Source organism: Thermoactinospora rubra, from assembly GCF_002093975.1.
GTDB lineage: Bacteria > Actinomycetota > Actinomycetes > Streptosporangiales > Streptosporangiaceae > Nonomuraea > Nonomuraea rubra_A.
The window spans coordinates 315,572-335,083 of sequence record NZ_KZ084326.1 but is presented as its reverse complement, the minus strand read 5'-3'; the positions used below and the strand labels follow the sequence as shown (position 1 = coordinate 335,083).

At 69.4% G+C, this 19,512-nt stretch carries 20 protein-coding genes and 1 tRNA gene; 10 read left to right on the top strand and 11 right to left on the bottom strand.

Translation table 11 applies throughout. The features are described 5' to 3' along the window. Nucleotides 1-544 precede the first annotated feature (544 nt). Nucleotides 545-1,084, bottom strand: coding sequence for a flavoprotein (locus BSB02_RS05905; RefSeq protein ID WP_084957568.1), 540 nt, complete (start codon nucleotides 1,082-1,084; stop codon nucleotides 545-547). Next, complete coding sequence (locus BSB02_RS05900) at nucleotides 1,081-2,442, bottom strand: helix-turn-helix domain-containing protein (protein WP_158088561.1); 1,362 nt, start codon at nucleotides 2,440-2,442, stop codon at nucleotides 1,081-1,083. Before BSB02_RS05900 ends, BSB02_RS05905 begins: the two co-directional genes overlap by 4 nt. A 170-nt stretch (nucleotides 2,443-2,612) precedes the next feature. Between BSB02_RS05900 and BSB02_RS40470 the strand changes: the two genes are divergently transcribed. The 5 genes from BSB02_RS40470 to BSB02_RS05880 all read left to right on the top strand — a co-directional run bounded on the left by BSB02_RS40470 (nucleotide 2,613) and on the right by BSB02_RS05880 (nucleotide 4,909). After that, a complete protein-coding gene (locus BSB02_RS40470) occupies nucleotides 2,613-2,789 on the top strand; it encodes a hypothetical protein (RefSeq protein ID WP_158088560.1) in 177 nt (58 codons plus the stop codon). A 357-nt stretch (nucleotides 2,790-3,146) separates the two neighbouring features. After that, nucleotides 3,147-3,317: a hypothetical protein gene (locus BSB02_RS40465; protein WP_158088559.1), complete on the top strand. Its 171-nt coding sequence runs from the start codon at nucleotides 3,147-3,149 to the stop codon at nucleotides 3,315-3,317. A 36-nt stretch (nucleotides 3,318-3,353) separates the two neighbouring features. Then, on the top strand, nucleotides 3,354-3,482 hold the full coding sequence (locus BSB02_RS42900; RefSeq protein ID WP_276206310.1) for a hypothetical protein: 129 nt from the start codon (nucleotides 3,354-3,356) through the stop codon (nucleotides 3,480-3,482). Between the two features lie 3 nt (nucleotides 3,483-3,485). Next, on the top strand, nucleotides 3,486-4,010 hold the full coding sequence (locus BSB02_RS05885; protein WP_084957560.1) for a site-specific integrase: 525 nt from the start codon (nucleotides 3,486-3,488) through the stop codon (nucleotides 4,008-4,010). A gap of 167 nt (nucleotides 4,011-4,177) precedes the next feature. Then, nucleotides 4,178-4,909, top strand: a complete 732-nt coding sequence (locus tag BSB02_RS05880; RefSeq protein WP_206184522.1) for a class I SAM-dependent methyltransferase — start codon at nucleotides 4,178-4,180, stop codon at nucleotides 4,907-4,909. A gap of 108 nt (nucleotides 4,910-5,017) precedes the next feature. Here BSB02_RS05880 and BSB02_RS05875 read toward each other — a convergent pair. The 5 genes from BSB02_RS05875 to BSB02_RS05855 form a co-directional block, all read right to left on the bottom strand. Continuing rightward, a tRNA-Met gene (locus BSB02_RS05875) sits at nucleotides 5,018-5,094 on the bottom strand. Nucleotides 5,095-5,147: 53 nt separating this feature from the next. Beyond that, nucleotides 5,148-8,072, bottom strand: a complete 2,925-nt coding sequence (locus BSB02_RS05870) for a UPF0182 family protein (RefSeq protein ID WP_084957558.1) — start codon at nucleotides 8,070-8,072, stop codon at nucleotides 5,148-5,150. A gap of 130 nt (nucleotides 8,073-8,202) precedes the next feature. Then, nucleotides 8,203-9,249 carry a YlbL family protein gene (locus BSB02_RS05865; protein WP_084957556.1) on the bottom strand — a complete coding sequence of 349 codons (1,047 nt, stop codon included), beginning with the start codon at nucleotides 9,247-9,249 and terminating at the stop codon, nucleotides 8,203-8,205. Between the two features lie 10 nt (nucleotides 9,250-9,259). Further along, a complete protein-coding gene (locus tag BSB02_RS05860) occupies nucleotides 9,260-9,724 on the bottom strand; it encodes a molybdenum cofactor biosynthesis protein MoaE (RefSeq protein ID WP_084957554.1) in 465 nt (154 codons plus the stop codon). Next, the gene (locus BSB02_RS05855) at nucleotides 9,721-10,791 is read right to left on the bottom strand and encodes an NAD-dependent epimerase/dehydratase family protein (RefSeq protein ID WP_206184521.1); all 1,071 of its coding nucleotides are present in this window, start codon (nucleotides 10,789-10,791) and stop codon (nucleotides 9,721-9,723) included. The genes BSB02_RS05860 and BSB02_RS05855 overlap by 4 nt, the downstream gene beginning before the upstream one ends. 133 nt (nucleotides 10,792-10,924) lie before the next feature. Here BSB02_RS05855 and BSB02_RS05850 point away from each other — a divergent pair, with 133 nt between their 5' ends. The 3 genes from BSB02_RS05850 to BSB02_RS05840 are packed head-to-tail and all read left to right on the top strand — an operon-like array spanning nucleotide 10,925 to nucleotide 13,718. Beyond that, a complete protein-coding gene (locus BSB02_RS05850; protein WP_084957547.1) occupies nucleotides 10,925-12,148 on the top strand; it encodes a zinc-dependent metalloprotease in 1,224 nt (407 codons plus the stop codon). Then, nucleotides 12,145-12,687, top strand: a complete 543-nt coding sequence (locus BSB02_RS05845) for an NUDIX hydrolase (protein ID WP_084957545.1) — start codon at nucleotides 12,145-12,147, stop codon at nucleotides 12,685-12,687. Before BSB02_RS05850 ends, BSB02_RS05845 begins: the two co-directional genes overlap by 4 nt. Nucleotides 12,688-12,707: 20 nt before the next feature. Next, nucleotides 12,708-13,718: an endonuclease/exonuclease/phosphatase family protein gene (locus BSB02_RS05840; RefSeq protein ID WP_084957543.1), complete on the top strand. Its 1,011-nt coding sequence runs from the start codon at nucleotides 12,708-12,710 to the stop codon at nucleotides 13,716-13,718. Here BSB02_RS05840 and BSB02_RS05835 read toward each other — a convergent pair. From BSB02_RS05835 to BSB02_RS05825, 3 genes are all read right to left on the bottom strand, one after another. Further along, the gene (locus BSB02_RS05835) at nucleotides 13,641-14,225 is read right to left on the bottom strand and encodes a hypothetical protein (RefSeq protein WP_206184520.1); all 585 of its coding nucleotides are present in this window, start codon (nucleotides 14,223-14,225) and stop codon (nucleotides 13,641-13,643) included. The two genes, BSB02_RS05840 and BSB02_RS05835, sit on opposite strands and share 78 nt — an antisense overlap. A 7-nt stretch (nucleotides 14,226-14,232) precedes the next feature. Beyond that, a complete protein-coding gene (locus tag BSB02_RS05830; RefSeq protein ID WP_084957542.1) occupies nucleotides 14,233-14,748 on the bottom strand; it encodes a M48 metallopeptidase family protein in 516 nt (171 codons plus the stop codon). A gap of 67 nt (nucleotides 14,749-14,815) precedes the next feature. Then, a complete protein-coding gene (locus BSB02_RS05825) occupies nucleotides 14,816-15,598 on the bottom strand; it encodes an enoyl-CoA hydratase/isomerase family protein (RefSeq protein ID WP_084957540.1) in 783 nt (260 codons plus the stop codon). A 118-nt stretch (nucleotides 15,599-15,716) separates the two neighbouring features. Here BSB02_RS05825 and BSB02_RS05820 point away from each other — a divergent pair, with 118 nt between their 5' ends. Then, nucleotides 15,717-16,913 carry a ThiF family adenylyltransferase gene (locus BSB02_RS05820; protein WP_084957642.1) on the top strand — a complete coding sequence of 399 codons (1,197 nt, stop codon included), beginning with the start codon at nucleotides 15,717-15,719 and terminating at the stop codon, nucleotides 16,911-16,913. 138 nt (nucleotides 16,914-17,051) lie between these two features. Continuing rightward, nucleotides 17,052-18,407: an ABC1 kinase family protein gene (locus tag BSB02_RS05815; protein WP_084957538.1), complete on the top strand. Its 1,356-nt coding sequence runs from the start codon at nucleotides 17,052-17,054 to the stop codon at nucleotides 18,405-18,407. Between the two features lie 720 nt (nucleotides 18,408-19,127). On the opposite strand, the gene BSB02_RS05805 is transcribed toward BSB02_RS05815, so the two are convergent. Beyond that, nucleotides 19,128-19,397: a WhiB family transcriptional regulator gene (locus BSB02_RS05805; protein ID WP_084957534.1), complete on the bottom strand. Its 270-nt coding sequence runs from the start codon at nucleotides 19,395-19,397 to the stop codon at nucleotides 19,128-19,130. Nucleotides 19,398-19,512 lie beyond the last annotated feature (115 nt).

Sequence of the window (19,512 nt, the reverse complement as noted above, 5' to 3'; positions counted from 1 at the left end):
CTGCCCGCCGGTTACAAGCGGAACTTCTGGAATGCCGCTTAGCTGTCAAGCACTGTTCGACTGACTTGTTCGGCAGCACAGACTTAGCTGGTCCATGAGGGGATAGCCCGATAACTTTCCGACCATGGCGACCAAGGGTAAGACCACGAAGAACAGCAGTTTGGGTAAGTACTGGGGTTTCGTCCCGTTCTTAGCGCTCATCGCTGGTCTTCTCGGCTGGATACCGGGAGTCGCCCCAATGCTGTTAGCTGGACTCGCAGCAGTATCTGCTTACTTCTTCTTCTTTCGCATGCCGGTGTGGTGTGGGGCTGTGAATCGCGACGGAACAGCCTGCCGCCAGAATGCATACGGGTTGCTCTTGGGATGTCATCTCCGTCAACACAGGTGGCAAAAGTTCAAAATGCGGTTCGCCCGAAGTAAATGGGGCAAGATAAATCGCGGCTTGTGGACGCAGCCACGCGACTGCTTGGCCACCGTTGGAGGGTTCGTTGCTATCTTGGGCGGTATCGCAGCCTTCGTACCGCTTCCCTGGATGCCGAAGTGATCAGAACTCCCCGGCGAGAGTCTCGATGGCCAGACGCCATGGGTAATCGTTCACTCGATCTGCGCCCGTGCTCGGCGGGTGCGGCTCGAACTGCCCTGGGCCGATGAGCACGTGAACGCCCTCAGCGCGCAGGGTGGAGACTGCTTGACGAAACGCAGTTCTACCTGCGAGTGCAGCGTTCACAAAGGGAAGGACAACTACAGGGATTCCTATGCCCGGAGCCTCCGCGAGGATTCCAAGAGCATAGGTGTCAGAGATCCCTCCAGCAAACTTGTTAATGGTGTTATAAGTGGCAGGGGCCACGATGATGGCGTCAGCTCTCGGTGATTTGGGCTCGTGGGGCTTCCGGTACTGGCTGCGTACTGGCCGGCCCGTCTGTTTCTCCAGCGCGGCCACGTCGATGAAGTCGAGCGCGGAAGGTGTGGCGATGACCTGGACGGTCCAGCCTTCGTCTTGGGCCATGGCCACGAGGCGGCCGACGTCCTTGGCCGGCCCCGCTGCGCACACGATGATGTAGAGGACCTTGCCCTCACTACTCAAGCCGAGACTCCCAGGGATTCCGCGTACTCACGCGCCTCGCGACGGACGCTGGCGGGCGCGGTCTTTAGTAGATCACGGACAAGCCGGAGGGTCGCAGGCCGGACCGTGATCTCCTCGGGGGCGATGTCGCCGGCCGCGCGCATGACATAGAGGGCACGGTCGTGCTTGCCCCACGTGAGGAACGCGCGGGCGGTGTCGAGAAGAAGCGTCGCCTTGCGCTCGTTGATCGGTAGGGCGTCGATGTTGACCTTGCGGGCGTACTCGACGGCCGTGCCCGCATCGCCCATCGTGAGCGCGACGTTCACGCGGTGGCACAGGACGTTGTTCGGACCGAACGCGGTCCACATGTGGTTGCCGTCGTGGCCAAGCCGCTTCCCCGCCTCGGCGGCCTCGTCCAGGAGCTCGACAGCCGTATGCCGATTGGCCTGCTGAGCCGCTGCGACGGCGCCGCGCAACAGCAATGAGCCATAGACCGACAGATCATCCGGTGTCGGGCCGGAAAGCTCAGCGTCCATGCGTTGGGCGGCGGTGGAAGCCGTACTGACGGCTGCCCTGTGGTGACCACCATCCATGAGCGCGTGCGTGATGATCCGCGCGCTGGAACCGATCATCAGCGGACTCTCGGACGCATGAGCCGCTTGGACGCTGCGATCGGCCGCAAGCCAGGCAAGGCCCTTGTCCTCCTGCTTGATCAGAATGGATGCGGCCACGTGATACGCCTCGGCCGTCAGCGCGTGCGCCTTCAGCCGGGCGTCCCCTTCGAGCACCGTGCAGGCCACGCGCAGCGAGCGAAGCAACGACGGCAGCATGCTGACGACGTCGCCGTACCGACACGCCTGGTAGCTCTGCTTGGCCGCGGCCACGGCGCGGGCCAAAGGCGCCAAGTCAGGGAGTTCGTCACCCGGCGCAGGGAAGCTGACCAGGGCGGCGGCCAGGTCCTCGATGCCATCGGGGGATGCCTGCTCGGCCGGGCCGAGGGCGGCGCTGAACAACGCGGCCCCCGCCAGACCGACGAACTCACGGCGTCGCACGTTCGTCTCGGCCCCTCCTCGCTGGACGAGATCCACGGCACGTGTGGAAACTGCCGGACGGTCGTCCTGCGATGGGATAGCCAAGGTGAGCGCGGTACGCGGGGCAAGCCCGAGCGCCATCCGGGCCGCGTCCGGCATGCCGAGTCCATCGGCCACACGCTCGACCACCTCGAACGCCGTGACCTGCTGGTTTCCGCTCATGATGGCGCTGACCTTGCCTTGGCTCATGCCGGTCACGCTGCCGATGTGCGTTTGCGACATTCCCGCGTATTGGCGAACAAGGCAAAAGACAGAGCCGATGTCGCGACCTCTGAGGGCGGCAAGCATGTCGGGACGTTGCCACAGAGAGTCGGGAATCTCGGGCATTCAGGCGGATTTCCCTTCATGCTGGCCTCGCGACAAAGAGCGATTCCATCGTGACCCCACGATCACCTATCCCGTCAAGGGATACCGCGCGGCGATGGGCTGGGAAAAGCGAAACGGCCACGCTGGATCGTATGACGAGCACAGAGACCAGCGAGCAGGCCGAACTGCCGTGCTCCTCCTGCCAAGGGCGGGGCTGGAAACTCGTGACCATGCGGGGTGAGGCCGCGATCTCCCGCCTCGACAATTCGATGCTGGCCGAATCCGAGACCGAATGCATTTGGTGTGGTGGTACCGGTGTGGCCGCATGATCCCATAGCCGTCGTCTACGAGTGGGAAGTGCTCCGGGACTCCGACGTCATCGGCCCCTGCGGGACGAACCAGCTCCAGAGCACGGCCATGCAGCGGCTCGCCGATGCCCTTCGCGCTGCTGGCCGTCCGGCGTGGGGGCGGATCTCTCGCCGGATCTTCACGTACGGCCTGCAACCGGATGACTCGTCCATCCGTGTTCTCGTCCGAGTTGAGCTCGATGACGCGGGATTCCTGCGCTGGACGTCGGCGACGTCATGAAAACGAGATCGTCCTGCCTCAGCCCGCATCCGGCACGGCCTCAGCCCGGCTGCCGTGACCTGGTGTGGCGGGAGCCGTACGTCACTGGCCGTATCCGCGTGATCGAGTGGACCTGTGAGTGTGCGGCGGAGGTCTACGAACTGTGCGAAGCGGCGGGCCTGGCCTTCATCCGCAAGACCACCGGCGGCGCTGTCTGGGAGTCAGACGCCTGGTTGGTTCGCGAGATACGGCGGACGTGGCGAGCGCTGCTCGGCGGCTACGTCAAGTGATGGTTTGCCCGCCTCCGTTTCGCGGCTTGGTCCTGGGTGAGCCGCAATGTGGTGTCGGACGCGCATCCACCTCGCGTGCCCCGGCAAGGCCGTACGGTCTGGACGGTCGCTCAGCTCAGGACCTTCCTCGACCAGGCGCGGCCGGACCGGTTCTACGCGCTGTAGGTCTTGGAAGCCACCTCCGGCCTACGGCGGTGCGAGCTGGCGGGCGCCCGTCGTGACGGCCTGGACTTGGATGCCGGAACTCTTACGATCGAGACAACCCGTGTGGTCGTCGACGGCAAGGTCGTCGAGTCGGACGGCAAGACCGAGAACGCTCAGCGCACGCTTGCCCTCGATCCCTTCACCCTGGCCGCGCTGACCCGACACGTCGAGATGCTGGATCAGGAGGCCAAGGAGTCCGGGGCCGACTACCAGGATCACGGCCTGCTGTTCTGCCGGGAGAACGGCAAGCCACCGCACCCGGACACGATCATCCGGCGCTTCAAGCGCCTCGCCCAGAAGGCCGGACTCCCGGACATCGACCTTCACGACGTACGGCACAGCTACGCCACGGCCGGCAGAGACGCGAAGATCGACTGGAAGGCGCTCAGCAAGCGCATCGGGCACTCTGACGTGGCCTTCACCATGAAGCAGTACGTTCAGGCCGACCTCGAAGCAGACCGCCAGGTCCGACAACCCTCGCGGATCTGATCATCGGCGGAACGCTCGCCTCGGTCGAGATCGAAAAGACTGCCGATCAATATGGTCAAATAGCGCTCAAGCAACATCCCGCGCAGTGACACCTCCCAGGCTAGAGGCGCGGTGCGGGGACGACGATAGTGACAGCCAGAAAGGCACAGTCAATGTCAAACGCGCCGTTGTACGACACTATCGGAGCCACCTACACCGTGACACGGCGCACTGAACCGCGCATCGCTGCGCGGATCTGGGCTGCGCTCGGCGACGCCCGAACCATACTGAATGTCGGGGCGGGCACCGGGTCCTACGAGCCCTCTGACCGCTACGTCCTCGCGGTGGAACCGTCGGCGGTCATGCGTTCGCAGCGCCTTCCGGATGCGGCGCCGTGCCTGGTTGGATCTGCCGAGAGCCCGCCGTTCGATGATCAGTCCTTCGACGCCGCGATGGCTGTTGCCTCCGTCCATCACTGGCAGGACCCGATTGCCGGCCTGCGCGAGATGAGGCGCGTTGCTCGCCGCGTGGTGGTGTTCACGCACGACACCAGTGACGCCGGATGGCGCCATCGGTTCTGGCTTACTCGCGACTACCTGCCTGAGGTTGCGGACCTTCTTGCCGGCCGGCCTTCGCTGATAGAGCTGGCCCGCGCGATCGGAGCCCGGATCGAACCGGTGCTCATCCCGTGGGACTGCGCTGACGGCTTCTTCGAAGCCTACTGGCGCCGGCCGGAGGCATACCTGGACGAGAATGTCCGTCGCGGAGTATCGGTCTGGGCCAGAGTCGGGCCAGCCGTCGAGCAGCGCGCAGTACACAGCCTTCGTGATGACCTCGCATCCGGTCGTTGGGCCGAACGCAACCAAGACCTCGTCGATCTCGACGCAGCGGAGCTCGGCCTTCGCCTGCTGATCGCCTGAACCCGCCACAGCCGGGCATCACTTCGCCGCCCGGACCGCAGAACAAATCCCATTGGCATCGATAACGGAAAACGCCCTTCCGGATCATCTCCGGAAGGGCGTTTTCCCTGGTAGCGGGGGTAGGATTTGAACCTACGACCTCTGGGTTATGAGCCCAGCGAGCTACCGAACTGCTCCACCCCGCGTTGGCGTGTGTCTAAAGACTATCGGCCCCGCGGGGTGCACGCAAATCAAGGAGCTAGCCGCCGCCCGTCGCCGTCGGGGAAGGGCTTGCCGTCGGCGACGCCGTCGGCGATGCGGTCGGTGATGCGGTCGGCGACGGGGTGCTCGTGGGCGCCGGCTGGGTCTTCAACCGGTCGAGAGCGTTCAGCGCCTCCTGCAGCCGCCGCTGAGCATCGCCGTACTTCTGCCAGTTCGGCGGGACCTCCTTGAGCGCGTCCTGCGACTCCTGGAAGGCCTTGCGGACGTTCTCGATCGCCTGCGACAGCTGCGGCGCCGTCTGCGTGGGAGGCTGTTGCTGCTGGTTCGGCGGGGGCTGCTGCTGCTGGTTCTGGGCGTCGCCGAAGACCTGCTGCAACGCCTGCTCGAGGCGGTCGGCCGAGCCGATCTTGTTGCCGAAGGAGACCAGCACCCGCTTCAGGATCGGGTAGGGCTCCTGGCCGGTGCCCGCGGTGGACTGGACGTAGACCGGTTCGACGTAGACCAGGCCGCCCGCGTAGGGAAGCGTGAGCAGGTTGCCGTAGCGGACCGTGGCGTTGCCCAGGCCGAGCAGGTTGAGCTCGCCGGAGAACTTGTTCTGGAAGTTGTTCTGCGCCTGCCCCGGGCCGGGGATGGCGGTGTTGGACGGCATGCGCAGGATGCGGAGCTTGCCGTAGTCATCGCCCGGTGTGGAGTCGACGGCCATGAACGCCGCCAGGTTGGGGCCCTGCCGCGGGACGTAGGTGGTGGTCAGCGAGAACCGCGGCTCGGAGACGTCCGGCATGGTGGTCGTCAGGTAGTACGGCGGCTGCTTGATGTCCTGGGTGCCCGCCGACGGGTCGCGCGGGACGTTCCAGAAGTCCTGGCCGCTGTAGAAGGCCCCGGCGTCCTCGATGTGGTAGCGCGCGAGCTGGTGGCGCTGGACCTTGAACAGGTCCTCCGGGTAGCGGACGTGGCTGCGCAGCTCCGGGCTCATCTCCGCGGCGGGCCTGATGACGCCGGGGAAGGCGTTGCTCCAGGTCCGCAGGATCGGGTCCTTGTCGTCCCAGGCGTAGAGGGTGACGCTGCCGTCGTAGGCGTCGACGACCGCCTTGACCGAGTTGCGGATGTAGTTGATCCGGTCGCGGGGCTGGGCGGCGGCGAGGCGGCGCTCGACGACGGCGTCGCGGGTCATCTCGCCCAGGCTCTCGCTCTGGGAGTAGGGGTAGTCGTTGGACGTGGTGTAGGCGTCCACGATCCACTTGATCCGCCCGTCGGCGATCACCGGGTAGGGGTTGCCGTCGAGGGTGAGGAACGGCGCCACCTTCTCGATCCGCTCGCGCGGGTTGCGCACGTAGAGGATCTTGGAGGAGTCGTTGATGTCGCCCGACAGCAGGATGTTGACCTCGCCGTACTTGGCGGCGAAGACCAGGCGGTTGAAGAACGAGCCGAGCGGCACGCCGCCCTTGCCCGTGTAGCTGAAGTTCTTCTGGCCGGTGCCGGCGCTTTCCGGGTAGTCGAGCTCCTGCGGCCGGTTGGGGTTGCCGCCGGCGATGACGTACTCGGCCGCGCCCTGCTCGCCGAAGTAGACCCGCGGCTCCTGGAGCTTGGTCTGGGTGACCAGCGAGCCGGAGACCGGCATGTCCTTGGCGTCGTAGTCGGGCAGGCCGTCGGCGCTGACCTGGTTGCCGGGCGCGGAGACGAAGCCGTAGCCGTGGGTGTAGACCAGGTGCCGGTTGATCCAGTTGTCCTGCTCGGCCGGCGGGCCCGTCAGCTCGCGCACCGCGACGACGTGGTCGACGAGCTTGCCGTTGCCGTCGGGGTAGCGGTCGACGTCGAGCTGCTCGGGGAAGTCGTAGAAGCCGCGGATGCGCTGCGTCTGCTGGAAGGTCTTGGAGACCAGCGACGGGTCCAGCAGGCGCACGCCGGACACCGAGGTGTCGCCGTTGCCCCGCACCTTGGAGGCGTCGGCCTGGGCCTCGTAGGCGAGGACCTCGACGTCGTCGATGTCGTACGCCTTGCGGGTGGCCTCGATGTTGCGCTTGATGTACTCCGACTCCTTGGCCTGCTGGTTGGGCTTGACCTGGAACTGCTCGACCAGCGCCGGGTAGACCCCGCCGATGAGGACGGCCGACAGCACCAGCAGGCCGAAGGAGACGCCGGGCAGCATGCCGCCGGCCCGCACGACGCCCACGAAGAACATCGCCGCGCAGATCAGCGCGATGACGGCCAGGATGGTCTTGGCCGGGAGCACCGCGTTGACGTCGGTGTAGGAGGCGCCGTGGACGAAGCCGCGGTCGGAGAAGACCAGGCCGTAGCGGTCAAGCCAGTAGGCGACGGCCTTCAGCAGCACGAACAGGCCCAGCAGGATCGACAGGTGGGCGCGGGCGGCCCGGGAGGCGTGGACGCCGGGCGACTGGAGCCGGAAACCCCCGTACAGGTAGTGCGTGACGGTCGCCAGGATGATCGCGAGGATCACGGCGGTGAACAGGAAGTTCAGCACCATCCGGATGAACGGGTAGTCGAAGGTGAAGAAGGAGATGTCCAGCCCGAAGAGCTGGTCCTTCTCGCCGAAGTCCGCGCCGTTGGCGAACTGCATCCACGTCTTCCACTGCCCCGCCGACTGCGAGCCCGCGAACAGCGCGAGCACCGCCATCCCGACGATGAAGATCAGCTTTCGGTGCGGGTCGAGCGCCATCCGGTAGCGGTCGGCCCCGCTGGCCCCGCCGAACATCGCGGGCCCGAACATCGGCCGCATGCGGAAGGCCAGCAGCATGTTGCCGCCGACGATGCCGACCATCAGCAGGGCGCCGACCACGAACAAGACGATCTGCGTCAGCAGGATGCCCGAGAACACCCGCGCCTTGCCGATGTTGTCGAACCACAGATAGTCGGTATAGAAGCCGGCGAACAGGAAGAACAAAGCGACGATCGCGACGATGGCGATCGCGACGGGAAGCAAGAGCCGGGGGCGGCGCAAACGCATCGCCCGTCCGCCTCCCGGGGTTCGGAAGCTCAAGGCCAACCCCTCGTCGTGACGAAACAATCGGTTGTGTCTGGCAACCTACACCGAGGTGCCAGCCATACGGCTAACGCGCGACGGCCTGTGGAAAGTTTCAGCCGGCCGCACAGGACGGCACGGTGCCCCGTCCGGTGCGCAGGGCGTCGAGCGCCTGCACCACCTGGTGCAGCGTGCTGGCCTTGACCAGGCGCAGCCCGTCGGGGGCGGCCTTGACGGCCTCGGCGCAGTTGTCCTCGGGGGTCAGGAACACGCTCGCCCCCGCCTTCCTGGCGCCGACCATCTTCTGCGCGATGCCGCCGATCGGCCCGACCTCGCCCTCGGGGGTGATCGTGCCGGTGCCCGCGATGGACTTGCCGCCGGTGAGCTCTCCGGGCGTGAGCTTGTCGAGGATGCCCAGGGAGAACATCAGCCCCGCGCTGGGGCCGCCGACCTCGCCCACGTTGATGCGCACCTCGAACGGGAACTTGTACTTGGCCTGCATGCTGACGCCCAGCCTCGCGGCGTTCTGCGGGCTGGCGGCCGCCTTGACCGAGACCTCCTGCCTGCTGCCGTTGCGCAGGATGCCCAGGACGATCGTGTCGCCCGGCTTGTGTGCCTTGACCGCCGCGACGGCCTCGTCGACGCCGCCGAGCGGCTTGCCGTCGATCGAGACGATCTCGTCGCCCTTCTGCAGGACGCCGTGGGCGGGCATGCCCTTCTCGGTGGAGACGACGGTGACGGCCATGGTGAAGGGGATCTTGAGCTCGGTCAGCGCGGCCGCGGTGGCGTTGTCCTGCGAGTTGGTCATCTCCACCGCGTTCTGCTCCTCGACCTGCTGGGCCGTCTGGTCGGGAGGGAAGATCGTCGCCTCGGGCACCACCGCCACGGCCGGGTCGATCCACCCGCGCAGCGCCGTCATCAGGTCGATCCTGTTGGTCGGGCCGCCCTTGTACTCCACCGTGGTCAGGCGCAGGGCGCCGCTGGTGGGGTAGGTCTGCCGCCCGGAGATCGCGATGACCGGCTTCTTGCTGACCTCGCCGAGGGTGTTCTCGGTCGGCCCGGGGCTCAGCACCACATACGGCACCTTCAGGAAGGCGCCGACGACACCGAGGGCGAGCACCAGGAAGCCCGACACCAGAAGGGTCAACGCGCGTGGTGACATGGGGATGAGCTTATGCGCAGGCGCCGACCCATTCGGTCGACCCGTCGGCGAACACCTGGTGTTTCCAGATGGGCACCTCGGCCTTGAGGTCGTCGATGAGGCGGCGGCAGGCCGCGAACGCCTCGGCGCGGTGCGGGCAGGCCACGGCGACGATCACCGCGATGTCGCCCAGCTCCAGGTCGCCGACCCGGTGGACGGCGGCCAGGGCGGTGACGGGGAAGTCGGCGGCGACCTTCTCGGCGACCCTGCGCAGCTCGGCCAGGGCGGAGGGGTGGGCGGAGTACGACAGCCGCGTCACCTCCTTGCCGTGGTCCTCCCGGCGTACCGTCCCGACGAACAGGGCGGTACCGCCCGCGTCGAAGGAGCCCACGGCGGCGAAGACCTCGTCCACGGAGAGCGGGGTGTCGCGAATGTCCAGCAACCGAATCACGTTGTCGATTCTCGCACCCTGTGGCGAATAAGGACTCGGAGTCATGTCCTGCGCTTCTTCCGCACCTGGCGGACGATGGCCGCCGTGCCGATCACCGCCACCGTCGCGCCGGCCGCCGTGAGCGTCGCTTCCTTGACCGGCAGCCGCCGGCCGACCACGGTGGTGCGCTTCTCCCTCAGCTCGATCAGCTGCCGCAGCGCCGCCTCGTTCGTCCAGGACGGCTTCCAGCCCGCCTTCCGCAGGGAGGAGCAGTCCACGACCCACGGATACACGACATAGTGCAGGTCGGTCGCCGGGGCCGGGGTGATCCCCAGCCGGTGCAGCCGCTGGGCCGTACCGAACGTCAGCCCCGCCGGCAGCTCGAAGCCCCGGATGCCCGACAGCTCCTCCACCTGCTCCTGCTCCAGCCAGCCGTCGGAGCCCACCGCCACGACGCCGCCGACGGCCCCGCGGGCCGCCAGCTCCAGGGCCGACACCAGGTCGTCGATGTGGCAGAACTGCCAGCGCGGCGAGCAGCCCTTCACGGTGAGCAGGCGCGGCGCCTCGAAGTGGCGGGTGATCACCGTGTCGACGCCCGGCCCGACCACCGCCGCCGGGCGCAGGATGGTCAGCTCCAGCCCCGGGTGGCTGCGCGCCGCCTGCCGCGCGACCCCCTCGATCTCCAGGTAGTCGCCCACCACCCCGGTGTCCGGCTCGGCGGCCACGGGCGCGTCCTCCGGAAGCGGCACCGGGTTGTCGGGCGCCGCGCCGTACACCATGGCGCTGGTCAGGAGGACCACCCGCCGCACCCGCGCCGCCGCGCACGCGGTGAGGACCGTCTGCGCGGCCCGCAGGTTGTAGGCGCGGCGCTCGGCCGGGTCGGAGTCCACGGCGAAGTCGCCGGCGAGGTGGACCAGGACGTCGATGTCGGAGATCCGGTTCGCCAAGAGCGGATCCCGGACGTCGATCACCCTCCAGGTGACGCCCTGGACGTCCCCCCGCTGCTCGTCGATGGCCACCACTCTGCGGAAATCCCCTGAGGAGGCCAGCCTGGACAGCAGCTCACGGCCGATCCCCGTGGCGGCGCCGGTGACGGCGACGACGGGCTGGCGCGGTCGTTTCGAGGTAGGCACGGGGTCCTCACTTTGCACTGATCCGCCGTGGGACGACTAACGTGGCGGATGTGGACTCCTCCATCCTGCATGAGGTAGAGCGGTGACTGACCTTCCAGGTCGTGAAAACGACCCCAACGAGAACCCGTTCGCCATGTTCGGCAACCCTGAGCAGATGGCTCAGGCGATGCGCCAGTTCGCCGACATGCTGTCGGCCCCGCAGGGTTCCGGCCCTGTCAACTGGGACATGGCCAAGAACATCGCCCGCCACGCCGTCGTGGCCGAGGGTGATCCCAGCGTCATGGAGGGCGAGCGCCGTCAGATCGTCGAGGCGCTCAAGCTCGCCGACCTGTGGCTCGACGAGGCGTCCGCGCTGCCCAGCGGGGTGGCCGGTCCGCAGGCGTGGAGCCGGTCGGAGTGGATCGAGAACACCATCCCGGTCTGGCGCCAGCTGTGCGAGCCCGTCGCGGCCAAGATGGTCGAGACGATGGGCGGCACGCTCGGCGGTTCCGGCCTGCCTCCGGAGGCCCAGCAGATGGCCGGGCCGCTGCTGGGCATGCTCAAGCAGATGGGCGGCATGATGGTCGGCCAGCAGATCGGCGCGGCGCTCGGCTCGCTGGCGCGGGAGGTGGTCGGCACGACCGACATCGGCCTGCCGCTGTCGGAGACGGCCGCGCTGCTGCCCGGTGGGATCGCCGCGTTCAGCAGCGGCCTGGAGATCCCCTCCGACGAGGTCAGGCTGTATCTGGCGCTGCGCGAGGCCGCGCACCACCGGTTGTTCCAGCACGTGCCGTGGCTGCGCTCGCACCTGATGGGCGCGATCGAGGAGTACGCCAGGGGCATCACGATCGACACCTCCGCGCTGGAGGAGCAGATCCGCAGCATCGACATCAGCAACCCGGAGGCCATCCAGGAGGCGTTGAGCGGCGGCGCGCTGCTCAAGCCGGAGGAGACCGAGCGGCAGAAGGCCGCGCTGGCCCGGCTGGAGACGACGCTGGCTCTGGTCGAGGGCTGGGTGAGCAGCGTCGTGGACGCCGCGTCTGCGGGCAAGCTGCCGTCGGCCGCCGCGCTGGCCGAGACGGTACGGCGGCGCCGCGCCTCGGGCGGTCCGGCCGAGGTGACGTTCGGCGCGCTGGTCGGCCTGGAGCTGAGGCCGCGGCGCATGCGCGAGGCCGCGGCGCTGTGGCGGGCGCTGGCCGAGCGGCGCGGCGTCGACGGGCGTGACGCGGTGTGGAGCCACCCCGACCTCATGCCGACCGCCGACGACCTGGACAATCCGGAGGGCTTCATCAGCGGCGGCACGGACTGGGACATCTCCAAGCTGGACGACTCCAAGCCGGGCGACGCCAAGCCGGGCGAGTCCGGCGACGAGCAGTGAGCCTGCGCCGCGACGCGGTGGAGGTGCTGACCGCCTGGAAGGCGCCGACGCCGGAGGAGGAGGTGCTGCGCAAGGAGTTCCTGGAGCACCTGCACGCCCACGACGACGCGATGTTCCGCGAGTGCGTGCCCGGCCACCTGACGGCCACGACGGCCGTGCTGTCGCACGACGGCTCCCGGGTGCTGCTCACGCTGCATCCGAAGGCGGGGATGTGGCTGCCGATGGGCGGGCACTGCGAGGCCTCCGACGTGTCGCTGGCGGCCGTCGCGCTGCGCGAGGCCGCGGAGGAGTCCGGCATTCCCGGCCTGCGGCTGCTGCCCGGCCCGCTGGCGCTCGACCGGCACAAGGTGTGGTGCCATCCGCCGTACAGCTGGCACCTCGACGTCGAGTACGCCGCGGTCGCGCCCGAGGGGGCCGAGGCGGTGATCAGCGAGGAGTCGCTGGACCTGCGCTGGTTCCCGGTCGACGGCATCCCCTCGCTCTCGGACGAGGCGACCAGGCGCCTGGCCCGCCGCGGACGCGCCGCCCTGGTGGCCTGAATGGTCGGGGGGACGCCGGAATGGTAGGGGGGACGATCGTCACCCCGCCACGCAAGCGCCTGCCCGCCGCCCTCGCCTGGGTCGCGGTCTCCCCCTTCGCCGCCTGGGCCGCCGTCCGCCTCGCCGGGCTGGAGCGCGGCTCGATCGGCACCCAGCTCATCGCGGCCACGCCGTACGCCGCCGCCGGTTCTGTGGTCCCCCTGCTGCTGGCCGCGCTCGCCCGCCGCCGCGCTGTCGTCGCCGTGGCCGCGGTCACCACGGCCGCGCTGGGCCTGAGCGTGCTACCCCGGGCCTTCGGTACGGCTGACGCCGCGCCGGGCACGCCGCTGCGCGTCCTGACGATCAACATGCTCGTGGGCCGGGCGGATCCGGAGGCCGTCGTCGGTCTCGTCCGCGGCTTGGCTCCCGACGTGCTGAGCCTGCAGGAGCTGACGCCGGGCGCGGTGGCGGCCCTGGACGCCGCCGGGCTGGCCGAGCTGCTGCCCCACCGCGTGCTGCGGCCGGACTGGTCGCCGTGGGGCAGCGGCCTGTACGCCCGGCACCGGCTGACCCCGCTGCCCGGCCAGGACTCCACGGCGCTGGTGGAGCTGCCGGGCGGGCAGAAGGCCGAGGTCGTCGCCGTCCACCCGCCCGCGCCGCTGGAGGAGGCCGTCGCGGTGTGGGAGCGGGCGCTGGAGGAGCTGCCGGCGGCCTCCCTCGACCGGCTGCGCATCCTCGCGGGCGACTTCAACGCCACGCTCGACCACGCGGCGCTGCGGCGCGTGCTCGCTCGCGGCTACAAGGACGCCGCCGCCGAGGTCGGGCAGGGGCTCGTGCCGACCTGGCCGGCCCACAAGAGCGTCCTGCCGCCCGCCTTCGCCATCGACCACGTGCTGGTGGACTCTCGTATCGGCGTGCGCGCGGTGAGCGTGCACACCCTGCCCGGCACCGACCACCGCGCCGTCTTCGCGGAGCTACGGCTGCCGCAGCAGGGCCCGGGTGTTGTCCCATCCCTCCAGTCCGGGGTCGAGGAACCGGACGTCCTCGGGTGACCTGAGGCGGTGCCAGCCCGGTCCGGCGGCGACCATGCGGCGGCCGGGGGCCTGGGCGCGCAGCGCCTGGAGGGGGTCGGGCTCGTCCAGGCCGGGGTGGGCCCAGCCGGGCAGGGGCAGCGTGGCCGCCATCGCGGCGGCTCCGCCGTTCTCGCTGGGGCACACGGCCAGCGGCGCGCGGCCGAGCTCGCGGAACAGCTTGCCGATCAGCAGCGGCGGCAGGTCGGGCGCGTCGGCGGCGACCACCGCCGCCTGGTCGCCGTCGAGGGCGGCGAACACGTCCCTCAGCGCCACATCCTCGGCGACGGCGATGACCTGGGTGCCCGGCCAGACGATCTCCTCCAGCTCCGGCACGCTCGTGACCAGCACGGGCGTGACGAGCTCCAGGCCGGCGGCCACCTCGTAGACGTCCTCGGCCATCGCGCGCAGGAACTCGTCCGGATCGACCTCGCCGGGAGCCGCCTTCGCCATGCCCGCCCTGGCCAGGACCGCGACGATCCGCCTCAAGGCCGCCTCAGCACTCCTCCGGCTGGTTGTGGGCCGCGGCCGAGAACCCCTCGAGGAAGCCGCGCGCCCGCTCGGCCTTGGGATACTGTTCGACCAGCGCCCAGAACTCGGGGCCGTGGCTGGGCACGAGCAGGTGCACCAGCTCGTGGATGATCACGTAGTTGATGACCCACTCGGGCAGGCCCTTGAGCCTGGTCGAGATCCTGATCGTGCCGTTCTCCGGCGTGCAGGAGCCCCACCGGTGGTGCTGGTTGTCCACCCACCGCACGCTGACCGGTCTGGCCATGCCGTCGAGGTACTTCGCCGAGAGCTCGTTGGCCCGCAGGAGCAGGGCCTCGTTGGTGGGGCGCCGGCGTTTTTCCTTGGCGGCCAGGCGCTCGAGCATCCTGCTGACCCACTCGTCGGCGTCTTCGCCGCTCAGCCAGGCGGGCAGGAGCACGATCGTCTTGTCGCCGTCGCGATATGCGGAAACCGTACGCCGGCGACGAGAACTTCGACGGACCTCGACTGTCTCGGGGGGCACATATGCACGGTAGCCGACACGGGCGAATTTCCACAGGGGGTGTGTGCCGTTTTCCCTGGTCAGCAGATTAAGTCCCGGTGAATTTGGGACGGCGTCCTTCCCGAATCGCGGCCAGTCCCTCTCTCATGTCGGCGGACGCCATGGTCACCGGCTGGGCCAGCGACTCCCAGCGCAGCGCCGCCTCCAGATCCGGGTGTTCATCGTGCAACGCGAGTTTCGTGAGCCTGGTGGCGATCGGCGCGTTTGCCGCGATCATTGCGGCGGTTTGCATGACCTCGTGAATGAGCTCGTCGCCGGGGAATGATTTGTTGATCAGGCCGCGTTGCGCCGCTTCCGTGCCGGTGATGGTCCGGCCCGTCAGAAGGAGCTCCCTGGCCAGCCGTACTCCGGCGGTCCGCGGGAGCAGGTAGGTCGCGGCCATGCCGGGGTGCAGGCCGAGGCCGGTGAAGGGGGCCAGGAGCCGGGCGTCGTCGGCGGCGTAGACCAGGTCGCAGGCGAGCGCCAGGCACAGGCCGGCGCCGACGGCGGGGCCGTTGACGGCGGCGATGGTCGGCACTTCCAGAGCGGTGACGGAAAGCCAGGCGCGGTAGAAGGCGAGCATGCGTTCGCGCAGCTCAGGGACCGACTCGGTGCCGCGCTGGGCCAGCCAGGCCATGTCGCCGCCGGAGGAGAAGGCGCTGCCGGCGCCGGTGACGACCACGCAGCGGACGCCTTCGTCATGGCCCAGCTCGGCGATGGCGCGGCGCCACTGGCCGGTCATGGCCTCGGTCATGGAGTTGCGCCGGTCGGGGCGGTTGAGGGTGAGCAGGACGACGCCGTCGTCGCGGCGGTCGATCAGGACTTCTTCCATGCCGGGGATGGTACGGCCGGGCCGCGCCGTCCACAGGGGGAGGGTCCGCGGGGCGGGTTATCCACAGCGGGCGGGACACGGGATCGGGATCTTGGCCTGGGGTGGAATCTTGGGGGCCATGAGGCCACGTTTGAAGCCCGCTCTGCGGCGGATCCCCCGTGACGACACGACCCTGCAGTTCGGCGTGCACCCGCGCCGAGCCGTGCTCGTCGGCGACCTGAGCCCCTCGGTGCGGCGGTGGCTGGCCGGGCTCGACGGCACCAAGGAGCTGCGCCAGGCGGCCCGTGAGGGGTGCGCGGCGGGCCTGGACGAGGCGGGGGCGTATTCGCTGCTCGACCGGCTCTTCGGGCTGGGGCTGCTGGACGACGCCTCGGTGGCGCCGCTGGCGCTGGCGCACCTGCCGCTGGGCGAGCGTGACCGGCTGCGCCCGGAGGCGGAGGCGATCGCGGTGTCGTCGGCCGCGGTGGACGGGGGCGGGGCGGCGATGGCGCGCAGGCGTGGCGCGCACGTGCGCGTCCACGGGGCGGGGCGGGTTGGCGCGCAGGTCGTCGCCCTGCTGGCGGCGTCGGGGGTGGGCAACGTCTCGGTGGTCGATCCGGGCACGGCCCAGGCACAAGACGTCGTCCCCGGCGGGCTGACGTGGAGCGAGGTGGGGCTGAGCCGCCAGGAGGGGGCCGTGGCGGTGGCGCGGCGCATCACGTCGGGCGGTGCTTCGGAGGGTGGTGCTTCGGAGGGTGGTGCTTCGGAGGGTGGTCGTTCGGCAGCGGCCGGCGCTTTCGCTGCGGGCTCGGGAATGGGCGGCGGGTCGTCGGCCGTTTGGATCGGTGGCGCCCACCTCGGCGACTGCTCGCCACGGCCCGACCTCGTGATCCTCACCCCGCCCGGCCCGCTCGACGGCCTCGTGGTCCGTGAGCTCGTCGATCTCGGGATGCCGCATCTGGCGGCCTCGGCCTTCGAGGGGTACGGCAGCGTCGGCCCGCTGGTCCTCCCCGGCCGGACGGCCTGCCTGCTGTGCCTCGACCTCGCCCGCCGCGACCGCGATCCGGGCTGGCCGATCGTCACCTCGCGGCTGGGCGGCTTCCCCGCCGGCGAGATCGCGTGCGGTACGGCTCTCGCCACGCTCGTCGCGGCGGCCACCGTCGGCCATGCGCTTGCTTTCCTCGACGGTGTCGAGACCCCTGTGACGAACGGCACACTGGACATCTCCCCCGATGGGAGCTGGACGCGAGCACCGATCAAGATCCACGCCCAATGTCGTTGTTTCCGAAACGATCCTGCTGGGCTAACAATGGTCACGTCGGCCGCGAGCGGCTGACTGGGGCCCGGGTCCGGTGGCCGACCGCGGAAAGGGGGAAGCGGCGTCTCCACGGAGTGCCGCGCAACCGGTGAGCGTTCGTGTGGAGGCAACCAGCAAGCACCCCGGCCTGGGAGCAGGCCGGACGAAGGAGGCCATGTGAGCGAGCCCGTCGAGCGCAACGCCAAACACAGCGACCTTCCCCGCCGCGCCGTCACTCGCTCGGCCAAACTGGCCACGCTCCCGTTGAGCTTCGCCGGCCGTACCGCCCTCGGCCTGGGCAAGCGCATCGGCGGCAAGTCCGCGGAGATCGTCGCCCAGGAGATCCAGCAGCGCACCGCCGAGCAGATCTTCAAGGTGCTGGGCGAGCTCAAGGGCGGCGCGATGAAGCTCGGGCAGGCTCTTTCGATCTTCGAGGCGGCGCTCCCGGCGGAGATCGTCGCCCCCTACCGCGCCACGCTCACCAAGCTCCAGGAGGCCGCCCCGCCGCTGCCGACCGCGACCGTCCACCGGGTGCTCACCGAGCAGCTGGGCGACGACTGGCGGGAGAACTTCCTGTCCTTCGAGGACCAGCCCACGGCCGCCGCCTCCATCGGCCAGGTCCACCGCGCGGTCTGGCACGACGGGCGGCCGGTCGCGGTCAAGATCCAGTATCCCGGCGCCGGCAAGGCCCTGCTGGGCGACTTCAAGCAGCTGGCCAGGCTGGGCAAGGTCTTCGGCGCGCTGCTGCCCGGGCTCGACATCAAGCCGGTCCTGGCCGAGCTGCAGGAGCGCATCGCCGAGGAGCTCGACTACCTGCGTGAGGCGGAGGCGCAGCACGCCTTCGCGATGGAGTTCAAGGACGACCCCGACTTTCACGTCCCCGACGTGATCGCCGCCAACGAGCAGATCCTCGTCACCGAGTGGATGGACGGCACCCCGCTGTCGCGCATCATCTCCCACGGCACGCAGGAGGAGCGCGACCGCGCCGGGCTGCTGTTCGTCCGCTTCCTGTTCTGCTCGCCGGCTCGGGTGGCCATGCTCCACGCCGACCCGCATCCGGGCAACTTCCGCATGCTGCCCGACGGGCGGCTGGGCATCCTCGACTTCGGCGCCGTCAACCGTATGCCCAACGGCTATCCGGTGGTGTTCGGGCAGCTCACCCGCATCTTCAACCAGGGCGACATGGAGACCGTCATCGCGGGCCTGCGCGCCGAGGGCTTCATCCGGCCGCACATCGAGATCGACCCCGACGCCCTGCGCGCGTTCCTCGCGCCCTACGTCGAGCCGATGGCCGTGGAGGAGTTCACGTTCAGCAGGGAATGGCTCCAGGCCCAGGCCGCCACCGTCACGGACCTGCGGCCGACCAACGTGGTGCGCCAGCTCAACCTGCCGGCCTCGTATGTGCTCATCCACCGGGTGCACGCCGCGGGGGTGGGGGTGCTGTGCCAGCTCGGCACCACCGCGCGCTTCCGGGACGAGGCTCTGCGCTGGGTCCCCGGCTTCGCCGACGACGAAGCGCTCCCGCTCGCCTGACCGCAACGCCGTACCTCGCCGATCGCCGCGTGGGTCATGCCTCACCCCGCCTGAACACTCGCCCGAACACTCGGTCGGAGGCTGTCGCCCCTGGACCGTGCCGGTCTGGACGCCTCACTCGTTGCGGATCGGTTTCCAGCCGCTCCACCGGAAGGTTGTTTTGGCTCGGCTCGGCCGTGGACGCATACCTTCACGCTGACGGCTGAGCTTGCCGGTCTCAGCGGGCAGCCGCTTGCAGGCGAGTTCTGGCGACGGCCGGAGATCGGCAGAGGGCGACATGGCGGTGGATTTGGCGACGTCTCCCCAGCGCTATGGCTTCGAGATCCGGAAAGTGAAAGGCCGGGTGCGAGACTCTCGCACCCGGCCGTGATCGACGCGGGGACCGCCGGGCAGCCGCCCGAGCAGGAGCGGGCGGCCGGGCCCGTCTGACAGGCCCATCCGACGTGCCCGCCGGGCATGCCCGTCGGAGCAGCGCCGGATCGGCGCGTCAGGCTACGCCTGGCTCAGCGCGCGGTGCAGCCGCTCCTGGGCCCGGCGGACGTTGCGGCGGGCGCGCTGGACCCGCTGGATGCGGGAGGCCATGCGGTGCTCCGCCGCCTCCCGGTGCAGCGTTTGTATTCGGTCGGTGACCAGTTCATGGATGAGATGTGGCATTTCGATGCTCCCAGAGCTGAAGATCGTCATCGGTGTCAGGTTCTTCCTGGGCTAGAGGTGTGCGGGTCAGGCAGCGACCGGGTGCTTGCGGGGACGCCCGCGAGGCCGCTTACGCGGGACGATGGTCCCGCGGAGGATGAGCTCGCCACCCCAGACGCCCCACGGCTCCTCGCGCTCCAGCGCGCGGGCCAGGCAGGCTTCCCTGATCGGGCAGCCGCCGCACAGGGCCTTGGCGAACTCGACGTCCTCTGGCGACTCGGCGAACCAGAGGTCGGGGTCGGTACGGCAGGGGATCTTGGCTTCGTCGATCAGGTCCATGATCGGCTGCGCCCCCATCTGTCTCTCCTCAGTGGTGTGTGGTGGGTACCTCGTGGGCGGTAGGGGGTTCGCGGACAAACAAAGAGGCCGCGGATCCTGTCTGCGGATCCGCGGCCTGGAGGCGGTGTGTGAA